The sequence below is a fragment of the Arthrobacter sp. 24S4-2 genome (genome assembly GCF_005280255.1).
Classification (GTDB): domain Bacteria; phylum Actinomycetota; class Actinomycetes; order Actinomycetales; family Micrococcaceae; genus Arthrobacter.
This window is the reverse complement of record NZ_CP040018.1, coordinates 3,299,999-3,315,775: the sequence shown is the minus strand read 5'-3', so window position 1 is coordinate 3,315,775 and position 15,777 is coordinate 3,299,999. Positions and strand designations below refer to the sequence as shown.

At 66.4% G+C, this 15,777-nt stretch carries 16 protein-coding genes; 10 read left to right on the top strand and 6 right to left on the bottom strand.

Translation table 11 applies throughout. The features are described 5' to 3' along the window. Positions 1–46 precede the first annotated feature (46 nt). Genes FCN77_RS15350 through FCN77_RS26995 form a run of 3 tightly spaced genes read left to right on the top strand, consistent with a single transcriptional unit; the run spans position 47 to position 2,246 of the window. A complete protein-coding gene (locus FCN77_RS15350) occupies positions 47–529 on the top strand; it encodes a hypothetical protein (RefSeq protein WP_137322967.1) in 483 nt (160 codons plus the stop codon). Continuing rightward, complete coding sequence (locus FCN77_RS27000) at positions 526–1,365, top strand: DUF5671 domain-containing protein (RefSeq protein WP_254678578.1); 840 nt, start codon at positions 526–528, stop codon at positions 1,363–1,365. Before FCN77_RS15350 ends, FCN77_RS27000 begins: the two co-directional genes overlap by 4 nt. Then, entirely contained in the window at positions 1,341–2,246 is a 906-nt protein-coding gene (locus tag FCN77_RS26995) for a DUF5671 domain-containing protein (protein ID WP_254678577.1), read from the top strand. Before FCN77_RS27000 ends, FCN77_RS26995 begins: the two co-directional genes overlap by 25 nt. A gap of 57 nt (positions 2,247–2,303) precedes the next feature. Here the strand turns inward: FCN77_RS26995 and FCN77_RS15340 are convergent, their stop codons facing one another. Together FCN77_RS15340 and FCN77_RS15335 are read right to left on the bottom strand one after the other, a co-directional pair. Next, a complete protein-coding gene (locus FCN77_RS15340) occupies positions 2,304–3,995 on the bottom strand; it encodes a SulP family inorganic anion transporter (RefSeq protein ID WP_137322966.1) in 1,692 nt (563 codons plus the stop codon). A 27-nt stretch (positions 3,996–4,022) separates the two neighbouring features. Continuing rightward, on the bottom strand, positions 4,023–4,727 hold the full coding sequence (locus FCN77_RS15335; protein ID WP_137322965.1) for an endonuclease/exonuclease/phosphatase family protein: 705 nt from the start codon (positions 4,725–4,727) through the stop codon (positions 4,023–4,025). A gap of 446 nt (positions 4,728–5,173) precedes the next feature. Between FCN77_RS15335 and FCN77_RS15325 the strand changes: the two genes are divergently transcribed. Continuing rightward, positions 5,174–5,977 carry a thioesterase family protein gene (locus tag FCN77_RS15325; RefSeq protein WP_137322963.1) on the top strand — a complete coding sequence of 268 codons (804 nt, stop codon included), beginning with the start codon at positions 5,174–5,176 and terminating at the stop codon, positions 5,975–5,977. A gap of 38 nt (positions 5,978–6,015) precedes the next feature. On the opposite strand, the gene FCN77_RS15320 is transcribed toward FCN77_RS15325, so the two are convergent. Beyond that, positions 6,016–6,405 carry a DUF2177 family protein gene (locus FCN77_RS15320; protein WP_137322962.1) on the bottom strand — a complete coding sequence of 130 codons (390 nt, stop codon included), beginning with the start codon at positions 6,403–6,405 and terminating at the stop codon, positions 6,016–6,018. Between FCN77_RS15320 and FCN77_RS15315 the strand changes: the two genes are divergently transcribed. Beyond that, positions 6,398–7,171, top strand: coding sequence for a lipoate--protein ligase family protein (locus FCN77_RS15315; RefSeq protein WP_254678576.1), 774 nt, complete (start codon positions 6,398–6,400; stop codon positions 7,169–7,171). The genes FCN77_RS15320 and FCN77_RS15315 overlap by 8 nt on opposite strands. 73 nt (positions 7,172–7,244) lie before the next feature. Here the strand turns inward: FCN77_RS15315 and FCN77_RS15310 are convergent, their stop codons facing one another. Then, positions 7,245–7,502 carry a mycoredoxin gene (locus FCN77_RS15310; protein ID WP_254678575.1) on the bottom strand — a complete coding sequence of 86 codons (258 nt, stop codon included), beginning with the start codon at positions 7,500–7,502 and terminating at the stop codon, positions 7,245–7,247. 178 nt (positions 7,503–7,680) lie between these two features. Here FCN77_RS15310 and FCN77_RS15305 point away from each other — a divergent pair, with 178 nt between their 5' ends. Then, the gene (locus FCN77_RS15305) at positions 7,681–8,409 is read left to right on the top strand and encodes an SOS response-associated peptidase (protein ID WP_254679030.1); all 729 of its coding nucleotides are present in this window, start codon (positions 7,681–7,683) and stop codon (positions 8,407–8,409) included. Positions 8,410–8,416: 7 nt separating this feature from the next. Here the strand turns inward: FCN77_RS15305 and FCN77_RS15300 are convergent, their stop codons facing one another. Further along, positions 8,417–8,839: a VOC family protein gene (locus tag FCN77_RS15300; RefSeq protein WP_137322960.1), complete on the bottom strand. Its 423-nt coding sequence runs from the start codon at positions 8,837–8,839 to the stop codon at positions 8,417–8,419. 14 nt (positions 8,840–8,853) lie between these two features. Here FCN77_RS15300 and FCN77_RS15295 point away from each other — a divergent pair, with 14 nt between their 5' ends. Next, positions 8,854–9,180: a chorismate mutase gene (locus FCN77_RS15295; RefSeq protein ID WP_137322959.1), complete on the top strand. Its 327-nt coding sequence runs from the start codon at positions 8,854–8,856 to the stop codon at positions 9,178–9,180. A gap of 65 nt (positions 9,181–9,245) precedes the next feature. Here FCN77_RS15295 and FCN77_RS15290 read toward each other — a convergent pair whose 3' ends face one another. Next, a complete protein-coding gene (locus FCN77_RS15290) occupies positions 9,246–9,632 on the bottom strand; it encodes a hypothetical protein (RefSeq protein ID WP_137322958.1) in 387 nt (128 codons plus the stop codon). A gap of 166 nt (positions 9,633–9,798) precedes the next feature. Between FCN77_RS15290 and FCN77_RS15285 the strand changes: the two genes are divergently transcribed. From FCN77_RS15285 to thrS, 3 genes are all read left to right on the top strand, one after another. Continuing rightward, entirely contained in the window at positions 9,799–10,131 is a 333-nt protein-coding gene (locus FCN77_RS15285; RefSeq protein WP_137322957.1) for a DUF6504 family protein, read from the top strand. After that, a complete protein-coding gene (locus tag FCN77_RS15280) occupies positions 10,128–13,628 on the top strand; it encodes a DNA polymerase III subunit alpha (RefSeq protein ID WP_137322956.1) in 3,501 nt (1,166 codons plus the stop codon). The genes FCN77_RS15285 and FCN77_RS15280 overlap by 4 nt, the downstream gene beginning before the upstream one ends. 132 nt (positions 13,629–13,760) lie before the next feature. Next, entirely contained in the window at positions 13,761–15,770 is a 2,010-nt protein-coding gene (thrS, locus tag FCN77_RS15275) for a threonine--tRNA ligase (protein WP_137322955.1), read from the top strand. The last annotated feature ends 7 nt before the right edge of the window (positions 15,771–15,777 follow it).

Here is a 15,777-nt window from a genome sequence, read left to right as displayed (position 1 = left end):
AGCCCCGGGGGACAGGGCCGAAAGTACCGTAGCTAGCCGGTAGGGAGTGCGCCATACTGACCACATGGGCGCAGCGGCGGGCAAACCGGACAGGATCCTCATCATCATTTTGGCTATTATCGCCGTCCTTGTCGTGGCTGCCCTGGCCGTGGTCTTCTCCCGGGGGCAACCGCCACTGCTTGACGAGGCCACGCCGCAGGGAGTGGTTCAGCGCTATGCAGCCGCCGTCATCGACGGCGATGAATCCGCCGCCACCGCGTACCTGTCGCAGGCCGCCCGGACCCAATGCGTTGATTTCGAGCGGCCCGCCAGTGACAAACTGCGGATCACCCTGATATCCACCACGGAGCGGTCCTCATCCGCGGATGTGCGGGTTCTGATTGTGGTGTCGAACGGCGGCGGACCCTTCGGCAACTCGGAGTACGAAACGGAAGACGTGTTCGACCTCGTCAAAACGGACGGCAAGTGGCTGGTTGATTCCGCTCCCTGGCAGCTGAGGGTCTGCCCTAACCGTACGGTGCGGCCGTGAGCGCCGCGCGGACGGCGCCGGCGCCGGCTACGGGGTCCGCCCAGCCCGCTGTCCGCCGCCTCATCGTGTACATCCTGCTGTTCGCACTGGTCATTGTGGCGGCGATCGGGGTCAGCGGACTGCTGGGACGGCTGTTGACCACAGGCACTGTGCTTGTTGCAGGAGATGTGGCGGGACTGGCGCGGTCGCTCGCATTCGCCCTGATCGGCGGCCCGATGGCAGCCGCGCTGTGGTGGTTCGTTTGGCGGCGGCTCGACGAGACCGCTGAACGGTCGTCGGTCGGCTGGGGGCTGTACCTGGCCGGGATGTATTCGGTGTCCCTGGTTGTCTCCTCTTCCGCACTGCTGGGCACACTGGCATCCCTGATCGGCGGCGCGCCGCAGGGATGGCAACAGCCAGTGGCCAACGGGCTGGTCTGGTCGGCGGTCTGGGGGTGGCACCGCTGGATGTGGCGGCACCCGCGGAAACGCCCGGTCCAGCTCGTGGACCTTCCCGTTGTGGTGGGTGCTGTGTACGGACTCGTTCTCGGAGTAGGCGGTACCGTGACGGCGCTCGCGAACCTGCTGGACACCGCAATCCGGGGACTTACTGCGTCGGCGTCCGTGGGGGACCCGTGGTGGCGCTTCGCGCTGCAGGCCCTGGCCTGGGCGGCCGGAGGCGGCGCCATCTGGTGGTGGCACTGGTTCCGCGACGGCGGAAGCCGCCTGCAGACAGGCCTTGCCGCCGTTGCACTGGTGCTGTTTGGCATCCTTGGCGCCGCTCTCCTGGCCCTCGGGGCACCGGCACCGTCCTGTTCATACTCCTTCGCCTGGTGTTCGACCGCACGGACCCGGTGAGCGAACTCGTCGACTCCCTGGGCACGGCGCTGGCCGCAGGAGCCGTGGGTTCGCTGGTCTGGACCTACCACCGGACAGTCGCGCTGCACCGGCCGGAAACCACACGGCAGGCCGCGAAGCTCGTGACCACCGGTGTGGCCCTTGCCGCCTCGGCCACGGGCATCGGCGTCGTGGTCAACTCTGTGCTGGGCATCGCCGCCACACCGCTGGCCGGCGGCGGAACCCGCACGCTGCTGCTGGGCGGCATCAGTTCCCTGGCCGTGGGCGGCCCGCTGTGGTGGTTCACCTGGAAACCCGGGATTCCCCCGGAACCCACCGAGCTCGGACGCCGCGGCCGGCGGGTGTTCCTCATCGCGGTGTTCGGCCTGAGCGCGGTGGTCGCCGTCATCACGCTCCTGGTGATCGGGTACCGTGTCTTCGAATTCCTGCTCGACGGCCTCACGGGCGGCAGCCTGGTGGACCGGATCCGCGCCGCGCTCGGCCTGCTGGTGGCCACGGGACTTGCCGCGGGCTACCATTTCGCCGTCTGGCGCCACGACCGCGCCCGCGCGGCGGCCCTTGGCCCGGTCCGCCAGCGAACCATCGGTCAGGTCATCGTCGTCGCCGCAGGCGATCCGCAGCTGCTGGCGCGGGTTGCGGCGGAGGTCACCGGGGCAGCCGTCACCGTCTGGCCCGTGACTGTTTGGATAAGGGCCGACGCCGACTCCCCTGGCAGTGCAGCGCGGCCCGCCGGCCAGCCGGCGGATATCGCGGAGGAGGGGGCGCCCGGAGAGTTTGCGGAACGGCTTTCCCGGGCACTGGAGGGTATTACCGCGGACCGCGTCCTGGTGGTCTGGGGACCCGGGACCCGGCTCGAGGTGATTCCGCTGGCCGGAGCGTGACCTGGCACGAACCGTCCTACGCGACCCGTCCCATGGGTCGGCGCCACAGCCCCCAGGTCACAGGTCAAAGGTCCGTTTGTAGCTCCGCACGGCATTGGTCACCGTGGGATAGAAGTGGTCCGGGCCGAAGCGGCTGCCGACGCCAAACCTGAGCAGCCGGTCCTTGACGGGACCTTTCAACTCCGCGAACACGAGGCTGATCCCCTGGGCCGCGAGTTCGTCGTCGAGCTCCACCAGATCATCCAGCGCCGTGGTGTCCAGGTCGGTAATGGCCTCTGACGCGACGATGACCCGCTTCACCGGGCCGGGGGCGTTGGCCACAAGGTTGCGGATGTGCTCCGCAAAGACCTCGCCGTTGGCAAAGAACAGCGGCGCGTCAAAGCGCGCAATCACCAGCCCGGGGACGCGCCGGCCTTCCGGGTGCCTGCTGAGGTCGTGGTAGCCCGGGACGTCCTCCAGGCTGGCCAATTCGGTGCGGTACGGATCCCATGCCCGCCGGATGAATGCGACCAGGGACAGTGCGGTGGCGATGACAATGCCCTGCAGTACGCCCACGAATGCAACGCCGAGGAACGTTGCCACCAGGAGCGCCGTTTCCATCCGGCTCATCCGCAGCAGCCGCAGGAGCGTTTTGACATCGACCAGGGACGAAGCCGCAACGACGACGACGGCGGCCAGGGTGGCGGTGGGCAGGTACGCCGTCACCTGCGGGGCCGCGATCATAAAGACGACCACAAAGGCGGCGGCAACCATGCCGCTGAACGGGGTACGCGCCCCGGCGTCAAGCGCGATCGGCGTACGGGACGAACTGCCACAGACCGGGAACCCGCCCAGCATGCCGCTTGCCACGTTGGCGATCCCCAAGGCCCCCATTTCCTGGTTGCCGCCCGTGTGGACCCCGCGGCGTCCGGCGAGGCTCTTGGACAGTGCGGAAGTATCGGCGAAGGCGATGAGCGCGATGCCCGCCGCGGGCCCGATCAGGCCCACAACGTCGTCGACGGTGACGCCGCCCAGGGCTGGGGCCGGCAGGCCCGGCGGGAGGGCCCCCACCATGGGCATGGCATCGCCGAGGTCCAAGGCAGCCGCAACGGCAATGGATGCCCCTACTGCCAGCAGCACGCCGGGCACCTTCCACGGGAGGAACCGGCTGGCAACGATCACAACCACAGTGGCAACGCCGAAGAGCAGCGCCACCGGATTGGCGGCTCCCCGGAGCACGGCCTCCGCCGTTTCCGTGACCCTTGCGGTCAGCGAGTCTCCCGCTACCGTGATTCCGAGCAGCCGGGGCAACTGGCTGACGGTGACAGCCAGGGCGATGCCGTTGAGGTAGCCCACCCTGATCGGCTTGGACAGCAGACCGGTGACAAAACCCAGCCGGAAGAGCCGGCCCGCGAGGAGGAACACGCCGATCAGCATGGCCAGGACTCCGGCGAGCGCCACCGCGTGGGCGGGGTCACGGCCGGCCAGGGGAAGCACGGCGGCCGCGATCATGGGAGCAAGAGACGAATCCGGCCCCACGATGAGGACGCGCGAGGGCCCGAAGACCGCATAAAACAGCATGGGAACCACGGAGGCGTAGAGCCCGTTGACGGCTGGCAGGCCGGCCGCTTCGGCGTATGCCATGCCGGCGGGAATCAGTGCGGCGCTCAGGGCCGCGCCGGCCACCAGGTCGGACTTAAGCCAGGCACGCTGGTAGCTCCGGGCCAGATGGACCCCCGGAATGGCTTTCAGGATCCAATTGCGTCGCAAGGCGGCCTCCCGGGCTGGTGGTCGGCGTCAGGAGGGAGGCGTCCCCTGGATCGGGCCCGAGTCCTGGCCATACTCGGCGGACACCAGGATGGGAAGGTGGTCCGATGCGCCGCGCGGCAGCGTCTCCACGTTCTCGATGTCCAGGCCCAGCGACGTGGCGAAGTCGAAGTGCCCCTTGAAGACCTTGTACCTGGTGTAGGTGCGCCGGTCGCTGAGGGAGAGTTCATACCCGGAATTCTTCATGTGTTCCGTGAGGTTCTTGGTGAAGAACGGGTAGTTGAAGTCGCCCACCATCAGGGTCATCAGGCCGCTGCCCATGCCGAGGAGTTCCGCGTGTGCGGCCTTGATCTGCTTGCGGCGCAGCGAATTGGAGGCTGTCAGCGGGGCTGCGTGGAACGAGGCGATCACCAGCTCGTGGTCCGTTTCGTTGTCCACCACCCGGGTGCCGATCAGCCGCTCGTGCGCCGGGGCCAGCACGCGGTCGTGCAGGGACTTCTTCAAAGCGAAGGTGTTGGTTTCGAAGGCGGTGAAGCGGTCCATCCGGTAGTAGATGGCGAGTCCCAGGCGGTTGCCCTTGGTGGAATCGGCAAGGTGGAGAGGCCCCAGCGTGTCCGGCAAATCCGTGGTGTCGCATTCCTGCAGGCACAAGGCATCGATCCCGAAGTCGCGTGCCAGGTCGAGCAGTTCGCCGCGTGCCGCGTGCTTGCGAAGGTTGTAGCTGATGACTCGTATCAGGGGAATACCTCTTCGGAGCGTAGTAAGGAGAACCAGTTCCTGAGTCTAGTCCGAAAATGGGGTGACGATCACAGGAACGCGGCACAGGAACACGGCCGGAAGACAGCACAGACGGCACAGGGAAGACGGCGGGGACACGGCGGGGACAGGCCCGGCCGTGTCCCCGCCGTCCCTGCCCTTAGCGGCCGCCGGGACCGCGCGCTGCGGTGTATTCGCCGGCCGTGACGGTGCCCTGTTTCGTTGCGCCGTCCGGTGTTCCGTCGCCCAGGCCCGCCGCGACCTGTGCGGTACCGCCGTCGTCGTTGGCAGTGACGTTCCATAAGGGGCGTTTATGAGGAAGCTGTGAGGACGCCGGGCGCTCGCGGAGCCGGTTACCCGCACAATGGCCCGCCGGCAAGCGATAGTGTGTTCTGGAATCATCACCAGCCAGGAAAGGGTCGACGTTGACTTTTGCACTTCCGGAACTTGCCGAAGGCGACTACTACTACGAGTCGCTGGGCGGCGGAAAGTTCCGTTCCACGATCCACGCCCAGGGTGCATGGAACGAGCACGAACAGCACATGGCACCCGCGTCGGGGCTGATGGCCGACTGCCTGGAGCGGCACGAACCGCGGGACGACGTCCGGATGGCACGCCTGAGCTACGAGATCCTGGGGCTGATTCCGGGCGGCGAATTCGAGGTGGTCACCACCACGCTCCGGCCCGGACGGACCATCGAACTCCTTCAGGCGGAACTCGTGGCGGAAGGCCGCGTTGCCATCCGTGCCACCGCCTGGCGGATGATCACGTCCGACACCTCCGCCGTCGCCGCCGTCGAAGACGCCGCCATTCCGGGTCCGGCCGGGTGTTCACCGTACGACGGCGCCAGCGTCTGGCCGGGTGGCTACATCCGTTCCCTGGAGATGCGCGTGGCGGACGGCCACCGTCCGGGCTCCGGCACAGTCTGGCTGCGCACACGGCACCCGCTCACGGACGCGGCGGACAGCGGCGACATGGCGCGGCTCATGGGGCTGGTGGACACGGCCAACGGGATAGCGGCGCGCGTGCCTCCCGGCAAGGGCAGCTACGCCTTCCCCAACCTGGACCTGCAGATCCACATGTACCGGAAACCCGCCGGCGAGTGGCTGGGCCTGGACAACGCTGTGTCCTTCGGCGCCGACGGCATCGGTCTCACGTCAACTGTGCTCCACGACCTCAGCGGACCCTTCGGCCGTGCCGAGCAGATCCTGACCCTGCGCAGGACCTAGTTTCCGCCAGGATTCCCCGGACATTGGTTTCCGAGGGCTCAGTTGCTGTGGAACACGAGCCAGCCGGTCAGTGTTGCCAGCGCCGTCAGTGCTGCGCCCCAGAGAATGTCCACGACAATCAGCTGCGGCGGCCACGTCTTCAGTGTTGCCGCGTTGGTGAGGTCGTAGGTGGCGTAGGCGAACGCGCCCAGCGCGGCCCCATAGCCCAGCGCGCTGAGCCAGCTGCCGCCGTCGAGCGCCGGGCGCAGCGCAAAGAACACGATCCCGGCAATGTAGATGACGTAGAACGCCACCGCGTACCCTAGATTGGGCCGCGCGGCCAGCAGTTCACCGATCTGGCCGCGGTAAAAGGGGTTCATTGTCTTGAGCCAGACGGCGTCGATGACCGCGAACGCGGCGGCTACCACCAGGAATTGCAGAATGACCATAAGGGAGCTTAGCAAGATGCAGCATGCCGCAGGCGGACCGGCCACGCTGACCGTCGTCCGGCAGGGGGAGTCCCTCGGCGCAAAGGGCGACCTGGACTTTGGCATTGAGCTGCTGGGCCTGGCCCGGACCGGCATGATCGGCCCCACGCTCCGGCTCTACCGTCCGGCTCCGACCGTGGCATTCGGCCAGCGCGACGCGAACCTTCCCGGCTTTGAGGCGGCAACCCGGGCCTGCCGCGACCTGGGCTTCGAGCCGCTCGTGCGAAAGGCCGGCGGGCGGGCCGCGGCCTACCACGAGGGAACGCTCATCGTGGACCACGTGGAACCGCATGCGGATGCCATCGCCGGGGCCAAGGGACGCTTCGCCTTTTTCGGCGAAATGCTGGCCGGCGCCCTCCGCAGCGCAGGCGTGCACGCCGCTGTCGGAGAGATACCGGGCGAGTACTGCCCGGGGGAGTTCAGCGTGCATGGCCAGGACCCGGCGGATCCGCAGCACAAGGTCAAGCTGATCGGCACGGCACAGCGGGTGGTGTCAGGCGGCTGGCTCTTCAGCTCCGTGATTGTGGTGGAGAATTCCGCCCCGATCCGTAGCGTGCTCGAAGCCAGTTACGCCGCCCTCGGGCTGGAGTGGGACCCGGCAACAGCAGGGGCCGTCGACGACCTCGTGCCGGGAGTGGACGTTGCCGCGGTTGAAGCGGCGGTCATCAACACCTACGCCGGCTACGCGCAGCTGGCCTATGCGGACTTCGCCAGCCTGCGGGAGTAGGCGTCCCGTTTCAGGCTGGCATGCGGAAGGCCGGGCACCTTGGGGTGCCCGGCCTTCCGCATCGGAACCTGTATTAGGCCGCGAGACGGCTCTTGACCTCCGCGGCGGAGGGGTTGGTGGCAGCGGTGCCGTCCGGGAACAGGACGGTGGGGACCGTGCGGTTGCCTCCGTTGAGCTGCTCCACGAGATCGGCGGTGCCGTCGACTTCTTCGATGTTGATCTCGGTGTAACCGATGCCCTGGGCGTCCAGCTGCTTCTTCAGCCGGTTGCAGTAACCGCACCAGGTGGTCGAAAACATGGTGATGGTGCCGGATTCGGGAGTGAAATCCACGGAGTTCTCCTCAAACTCGTTATTGCTCGTCGTTATCAAAGCAGATGTCTTTACCCTCAACCGTAACCCGGCGGCCGGTATTCCCCCGGCGCGGAGGGCGGCCGTGACGCCCGCCGTGACGCCGGGTGACACCGCGTGCGGGCGGTGGCATGCTGGTCCCATGTGTGGACGCTACGTGATGGCCAGGGCCGTCGGGGACCTGCTGGCCGAGTTTGATGCCGAACTGGAGGAGGAGCTGGTGGTTCCCCCGTCATGGAATGTGGCCCCGACCGCGGATGTGCCCATCCTGCTGGAACGACTGGTGGACGGGAGCCCCGTCCGGCAGCTGCATGTGGCGCGCTGGGGACTGGTGCCCTCCTGGGCCAAGGACCCGTCCATCGGTTCGAAGATGATCAATGCACGCAGCGAGAGTGTGCTGGAGAAGCCTGCGTTCCGCAAGGCCACCAGGTCCAGGCGCTGCGCGGTCCCGGCGGACGGCTATTACGAATGGAAGGGTGAGGGCCGCAGCAAGCAGCCGTACTACGTCCATCCCAGGGACGGCCGGCCGCTGGTGTTCGCCGGCCTGTATGAATGGTGGAAGGACCCGTCCAAGCCGGAGGGTGACCCGCAGCGCTGGATGCTGTCCACCTCCATCATGACCACGGACTCTCCGCCGGAAGGCTATGCCGGCGGGATGCTCGCCGAGCTCACGGCCCTGCACGACAGGGTTCCGCTGCCGATGGACCGCAGGACAATGCAGGCGTGGCTGGACCCGCAGGCGGACGACGCCGCCGGCCTGGTGGACCTGGTGCGGGCGGGCGCCCACGACGTAGCGGAGGGCTGGACCATTGATGCCGTCGGCACCGCCGTCGGAAACGTCAAGAACGACTCAGCGGAACTCATCCAGCCGGTGGGAAGCCTGTTCTAGACGGGCGTCAGACCGTGACTTTGCCGCCGGCGTCGACCGTCCACGTGGGATTGAACGCGATTTCCCAGCGGAAGCCGTCCGGATCAGCGAAGTAGCCGGTGTAGCCGCCCCACGGCTGGGTCTTCGCCGGCGCCGCCACCCTTGCCCCGGCGGCCTCGGCCTCGGCCATGACCCGGTCGACGTCGGCCGCGCTGGCCACGTTGTGGCTCAGTGTGATGCAGGGAATGCCGGCGGGACTGTCCACCGATGCCTCGGCCTGCATCTGGCCTGCGTCCCAGAGGGACAGAATGAGGCCGTGGTTTGCCTGGATGAACACCACTTCGCCGGGGACTTCGCGGTGGACCGGCCAGCCAAGGCCGTTGACATAGAAGGCGCGGGAGGCGTCAACACTACGGACGCCAAGTGAAATGAAGTCGACTCGAGGCTGCATGTTTAGATACTGTCATGCACATGCCCACAAATCACGGACACGACAAAGACGCCCAGGCCGACAGGGAGCAGCTCGCCGCTGTCCGCGTGGCCGTCGATGAGGTTGATGAGCAGATTGTCACCCTCATCGCGCGCCGTGAGCGCCTGATCCGGATTTCCGGCACCCTGAAGGGCGATGACGCCGAAGTCCGCGCCCCCGGCCGGGTGGAGAAAGTCATCGAACATGTCCGCGCTGCCGCGCAGAAGAAGGACATCGACCCCGACATCGTCGAGAAGACCTACCGCGCCATGATCACGGCCTTCACCGAGCTGGAGATGAAAGTGCACAACGCCAGCAGCTAGCGCCTGCCGGGCGCCCCGAAGCGGCACCGTTTAGGTGCGCTCCGGGGGTAGCGCATGGGCGCTGGCTAGAGGGATTCATTCACCGGCACGTTGGCCTGGAAATCCCTGCCGTCGGCTTCGCTGAAAGCGGTCATGAGGTGACCCTTCTCCAGCCCCAGGACGGTGCTCATGGGAAAGTTGCCGGTAATGGTGCTGCCCGAATGCTCCACCCCGCCGAGGGCAAAGTTCTCCTCGGTGCCGTCATGGCTGAAGCAGTAGAAGGAGACGGCTTCGCCGTTCATGAACTCGATTCCCATTCTTCGTTGATGGGAATGATCCGGTGTGGCCGCCACAAGGCCCACCACGTAGGCGCCCGATCCGGGGATATTGCCGTCTATATCAAAAGTCGCCACCAAGGTGGCGTCCTTGGCGGCGATGCTTACGTGCTTCAGGAGTGCGTCATGGGAGCTCATGGCTCCATCCTGCTCCCTGCGCCCGCGTCCGTCCACCCCTGATCTAGGTTTTGTCACCGCTCCGGCGTAGACTTGATTTGTTCGAATATATATTCGAATCAGTCATTTCAGGCTTCACCCTGTCCCCGTGCCAACGGGGCGGGGAGGGCTGTTCAGGGAGGCGCCGATGGGCATGTTCAGCGAGGGGGTGGACGTCGTGTGCACGCCTGCCGGCCAGCCGCTGGAACTCACCTGGGCCGGAAGGCGGTACATCGTCTGCGCTGAGCCGGTGCGCTGGTTTGAACGCCGCCAGTGGTGGGCTGAGGAAACCCGCGCACCCCTGGGAACAGGCCCGGGACTGGTGGACCACGAGATCTGGCGCGTCCAGGTCCGGCTCTCCGATGCCAAGGGAGTCCCGCACGAGCAGGAAAGCCTCACCCTCGACCTGACGAAGAACATTGGCAGCGGACGCTGGAGGCTGCTGAAGATTCACGATGCACTCCGGCCAAGATCAGCATGAGCTTCACCCACCTTCATGTCTCCACTGCCTTCAGCGCCCACTATGGTGTGTCCTGGCCGGACGAGCTCGCCCAGGCCGCGGCAGCAGACGGCGCCACGGCGCTCGCCTGCACGGACCGCGACGGCCTATACGGCACGGTCAAGCACCTGAAGGCCTGCATGGCGGCGGGACTTGATCCCGTCGTCGGGGTGGACCTTGCGGTCTTCGACGACGACGGCGACCTCCGCACCCAGCTCGCGGGCCGCGTCGTCGTGCTCGCCCACGGACACAACAGCGGTGCCGGGTACCGCGCCCTTTGCCGGCTGATTTCAGATGCCCATGCCCGCACCACCGGCAAGGCCGGGGGAGTAGTGCCGGTTGCCGTGACCCGGGCCGAGCTGGCGTCCCGTACGTTGCATCCGGAAACCCTGGAACCTGTGCTGACCGTACTGATCGGGCCGGATTCGGATGTCGGCAGGGCAATGGGCGGCCGCCGGTACCTTCGTCCCCGGACGCTGTTCAAACAATGGCTGGACGCCTTGCCCACAGGAACCGTTGCCGCAGAGGTTGTCTCACACCTCAGCGCGCCCGGCGAGCCGTTGAGCACCGCCCATGCCGTTCGTATGCTCAAGCTGGCGGCCGAGCACGGAGTCCCCGCCGTGCTGACCAACGCCGTGCGCTATTGCGCGGAGGACGGCGCCGCCACGGCAGACGTGCTGGATTCAGCCCGCACCCTGAAATCCCTGCCCGAACTGACCGCCGAGCCGTTGCTTCAGCCCAACGGCCGGGGCTGGCTGAAATCGTCCGCCCAAATGCTCGAGCTCGGCAGGGAGATCATCCATGCCGCCGGTTATGGCGCCACTGACCTCAAGAGGCTGCTGGGCCAAACCGAGGCGCTCGCGGACCGGTGCCGGATTGATCCCGTCGCGGACATGGGCTGGAAGCAGCCCGTTGTCCCGGAGACAGCAGTGATCGGCATCGACGGCGACCCCCTCGTTGAGCTGACCCAGCGCTGCGAGGCCGGAATCGGACGGCGGTTCCCCGGGATTTCGGGTCAGGCTGAAGCGCAAATGCGGGCTCGGCTGGACCACGAACTGCGGATCATCGCCAACCTTGGCTTCGCCTCCTACTTCCTCACCGTCGCAGAGGTTTCCAGAATGATCCTGGACATGGGGGTCAGGGCGGCGGCGCGGGGCTCCGGCGCCTCCAGCCTGGTCAACTACCTCATTGATGTCAGCCAGGTGAACCCGCTCCAACACGATCTGATTTTCGAGCGGTTCCTCTCCCGCGACAGGTCCACCCTGCCGGACATCGACATCGACGTCGAAAGCGCCGAGCGGCACAACGTCTACCGGCGCATCTTTGACCGCTTCGGGGCCGAGCGGGTCACCCTGATGAGCATGCAGAACGGCTACCGCGCCCGCGGTGCCGTCCGGGACGCCGGGCTGGCGCTCGGCATGGACGACGGCGACATCGGCGAGATCGCCAAACAGCTGTGGCGCTTTTCCGCCAGGAAGTTCCGCGAAGCACTCGTGGAGAAGCCCGAGCTGAAGGAATTCGCCGGCAGGGTGGAACAGCGCGACTTCACAGGGAACCAGCAGCTGGACCTGCTTGTTGACCTGACCGAGAGGCTCGACCGCCTGCCGAGGCACATCTCCATGCACCCCTGCGGGGTGATCCTGGGCGACGCCACCCTGCTGGACCGCACACCGGTCCAGCCCAGCGGACTGGGCCTGCCCATGAGCCAGTTTGATAAGCACGACATGGATCCGATGGGGATGCTCAAGCTGGATGTCCTGGGTGTCCGGATGCAAAGCGCCATGGCCTTTGCCGTCCGTGAGGTCATCCGACTGCACCCCTCTAAGGCCGAGGTGGTGGCTGCCGGCGCCCATCCGGTGGGGCCGGACGGCACAGGACCGGACTACATTGCCCCGGACGGGCACATCGACCTCAACGCCGTGCCGCTGGACGACGAACCAACCTATGAGCTGATCCGCAGCACCCACACCCTGGGGTGTTTCCAGATCGAATCACCGGGGCAGCGGGAACTGATCGGCAAAATGGCGCCGAGGGAATTCAACGACCTCATCATCGACATTTCGCTGTTCCGGCCCGGGCCGATGAAGTCGGACATGGTCCGGCCTTTCCTCGAGCACCGGCATGGCTTTGCGCCTGAGGTTTACCCGCACCCGGACCTCAAGCCCGTCCTGGAGGAAACCCATGGCGTGACGGTCTTCCACGAACAGATCCTGAAGACCTTCGATGTCATGACCAAGTGCGGACTGGCCCGGGCGGATGAATTCCGGCGCGCCCTGGGGAATGAACTGCAGGAACCCAAAGTGGAGGAATTCTTCCGCAAGGAGGCCCGGGCACGTGGTTACACCCCCGAAGTGGTGGACAAGGTCTGGGGAACGCTGAAGGCTTTTGGCAGCTTCGGGTTCTGCAAGGCCCACGGAGCGGCGTTTGCCGTGCCCACCTATCAGTCGGCCTGGCTGAAGACCCACCACCCAGAAGCCTTCCTGGCCGGGTTGTGGGAACACGATCCGGGCATGTACCCGAAACGGCTCCTCGTGGCGGAAGCCCGCAGGCTGGGGATCCCCATCCTGCCCCTGGACATCAACAGGAGCCAGGCGGAGTACCGCGTTGAGCGGGTGGGGTCCGGGCCTGACTTAGGGAAGCTGGGCATCCGGCTCAGCCTGAACGGCATCTACGGGCTCTCCGGCGCTGAACTCAAAAGGATTGTGGCAGGGCAGCCTTATGACTCCCTGGCCGATCTTCGTGCCCGGTCCCGGGTGAGCAAACCCAGCATCAAGCGGCTTGCCCAGCTGGGAGCCTTCGACGCCATGCACCGTGAATCCGGGGGAGCCGCCAACCGGGCCGACCTCGTCCAGCATCTGCAGACCCTCCAGGGCCGTCCGTCCCGGAAAGGGATTGACGTCATCGAGGGCCAGCTGTCCCTGCCGCTGGGTGATGTTGAACTCCGGAACCTGAAGGCGGAGCTCCCTGCCCCCACCATGGTGGAAAATGTGCGGGCTGAACTCGACCTGATGGCCGTGGATGTCAGTGAGCACCTGATGTCCAGCCACCGGCCCCTGCTGGACCGGCTGGGCGTCACCACGGCGGACAAGCTGCTAGGGCTCAGGAACGGCAGCGAAGTGCTGGTGGCCGGTGTCCGGATCGCCACCCAGACCCCGCCCATGCGCGGTGGCCGCCGGGTGGTGTTCATCAGCATCGACGACGGCACCGGCTGCGTGGACTCGGTGTTCTTCCATGAAGCCCAGGAGCTGGCCGGCCCGCTGCTGTTCGGCACCCGGCTGCTCCTCATCCGGGGCAACACCCGCCGGACCGGACCCCGCGGAATCAGCATCAGCGCCACCATGGCGTGGGACCTCAGCCGCCCGGAGACGCTGCCGTTCCCGGAAAAGCAAGCTCCGGACCAGGTGGAGCAGGACCTGCGGATGCAGGGCCCGCTGGATGGAATCAGCCGCAGCCTGGCCATCACCGGTCTCGGCGGTTGACGGGCACCCGGACCGGTTCGCCCGCCGTGCCGCTTTGGTGGCCCTATCTCCCAACAGATAGCATGGACGAGGCTGGCTGTGGTCCCCGTACGCCACAAGCTACGAAGCCTTAACTTTGAATAGGAGACACCCGTGTCAGATGCCCAGAAGATCACCCTCATCGTCGACGGCGAAGAGACCAAGGTGACTACCGGGACAACCGGCGCGGAACTCTTTTTTGAGCGCCGCGACGTCGTTGTGGCCCGTGTAAACGGCGAACTGAAAGACCTCGACCAGCCGCTCCCCGAGGGCGCGGACATCGAAGGCGTCACCATCGATTCCCCGGACGGCCTCAACGTCCTGCGCCACTCCACTGCCCACGTCATGGCCCAGGCCGTGCAGCAGCTGCGCCCCGACGCCAAGCTCGGCATCGGCCCCTACATCACCGACGGCTTCTACTTCGACTTCGACGTCGAGGAGCCGTTTACCCCCGAAGACCTGAAGACCCTGGAAAAGATGATGCTCAAGATCATCAACCAGAACCAGAAGTTCGTCCGCCGCGTGGTGTCCGAGGATGAGGCCCGCGAAGCCATGAAGAACGAGCCCTACAAGATCGAACTGCTGGGCAAGAAGAACAACGCCGCCGACGCCGGAGAAGGCGTCAATGTCGAGGTCGGCGCCGGGGACATCACCATTTACGACAACGTTGACCGGAAGAGCGGGGACAGCGTCTGGTGCGACCTGTGCCGCGGCCCGCACCTGCCCAACACCAAGCTGATCTCCAACGCCTTCGCCCTGACCAGGTCCTCGGCCGCCTACTGGCTGGGCAACCAGAACAACCAGCAGCTGCAGCGCATCTACGGCACAGCCTGGCCCACCAAGGATGCCCTCAAGGCCTACCAGGAGCGCATTGCCGAGGCCGAACGCCGCGACCACCGCAAGCTGGGCGCCGAGCTGGACCTGTTCTCCTTCCCGGACGAGCTGGGCTCCGGCCTGCCGGTGTTCCACCCCAAGGGCGGCATCATCCGCAAGGCCATGGAGGACTACTCCCGCCAGCGCCACGTGGACGCCGGCTATGAGTTCGTCTACACCCCGCACATCACCAAGGGGCACCTCTACGAGCTCTCGGGCCACCTGGACTGGTACAAGGAGGGCATGTTCCCGGCGATGCACATCGACGCGGAACTGAACGAGGACGGCACCGTGCGCAAGCCCGGCCAGGACTATTACCTGAAGCCGATGAACTGCCCCATGCACAACCTGATCTTCCGCTCGCGTGGCCGCTCCTACCGCGAACTGCCCCTGCGGCTCTTTGAATTCGGTTCGGTCTACCGGTACGAAAAGTCCGGCGTGGTGCACGGCCTGACCCGCGTCCGCGGCATGACACAGGACGACGCACACATCTACTGCACCCGCGAGCAAATGAAGGACGAGCTCACCACCACGCTGAACTTCGTGCTGGGCCTGCTGAAGGACTATGGCCTGGACGATTTCTACCTGGAACTCTCCACCAAGAACGAAGACAAGTTCGTGGGCGACGACGCCACCTGGGAAGAAGCCACCCGCACCCTCGCCGAGGTGGCCGAAGCCTCCGGGCTGGCGCTCATCCCGGATCCGGGCGGAGCCGCGTTCTACGGCCCCAAGATCTCCGTCCAGGCAAAGGACGCACTCGGCCGCACCTGGCAGATGTCCACGATCCAGCTGGACTTCAACCTGCCCGAGCGCTTCGAACTAGAGTTCCAGGCCGCCGACGGCACCCGCCAGCGTCCGGTGATGATCCACCGCGCCCTGTTCGGTTCCGTGGAACGGTTCATGGGTGTACTGACCGAGCACTACGCCGGCGCCTTCCCGGCGTGGCTGGCACCCGTGCAGGTGGTGGGCATCCCGGTGGCCGAAGCGTTCAACGACTACATGTACGACGTCGTCGGCCAGCTCAAAGCCGCCGGCATCCGGGCCGAAGTGGACATCAGTTCTGACCGCTTCCCGAAGAAGATCCGCACCGCCAGCAAGGACAAGATCCCGTTCGTCCTGATCGCCGGCGGCGAGGACGCCGAGGCCGGAGCGGTGTCGTTCCGTTTCCGCGACGGCAGCCAGGACAACGGCGTGCCGGTGGCCGAGGCCGTCCAGAGGATTGTCGAAGCCGTCCGCAACCGGACCAGCTAGCGGAAAC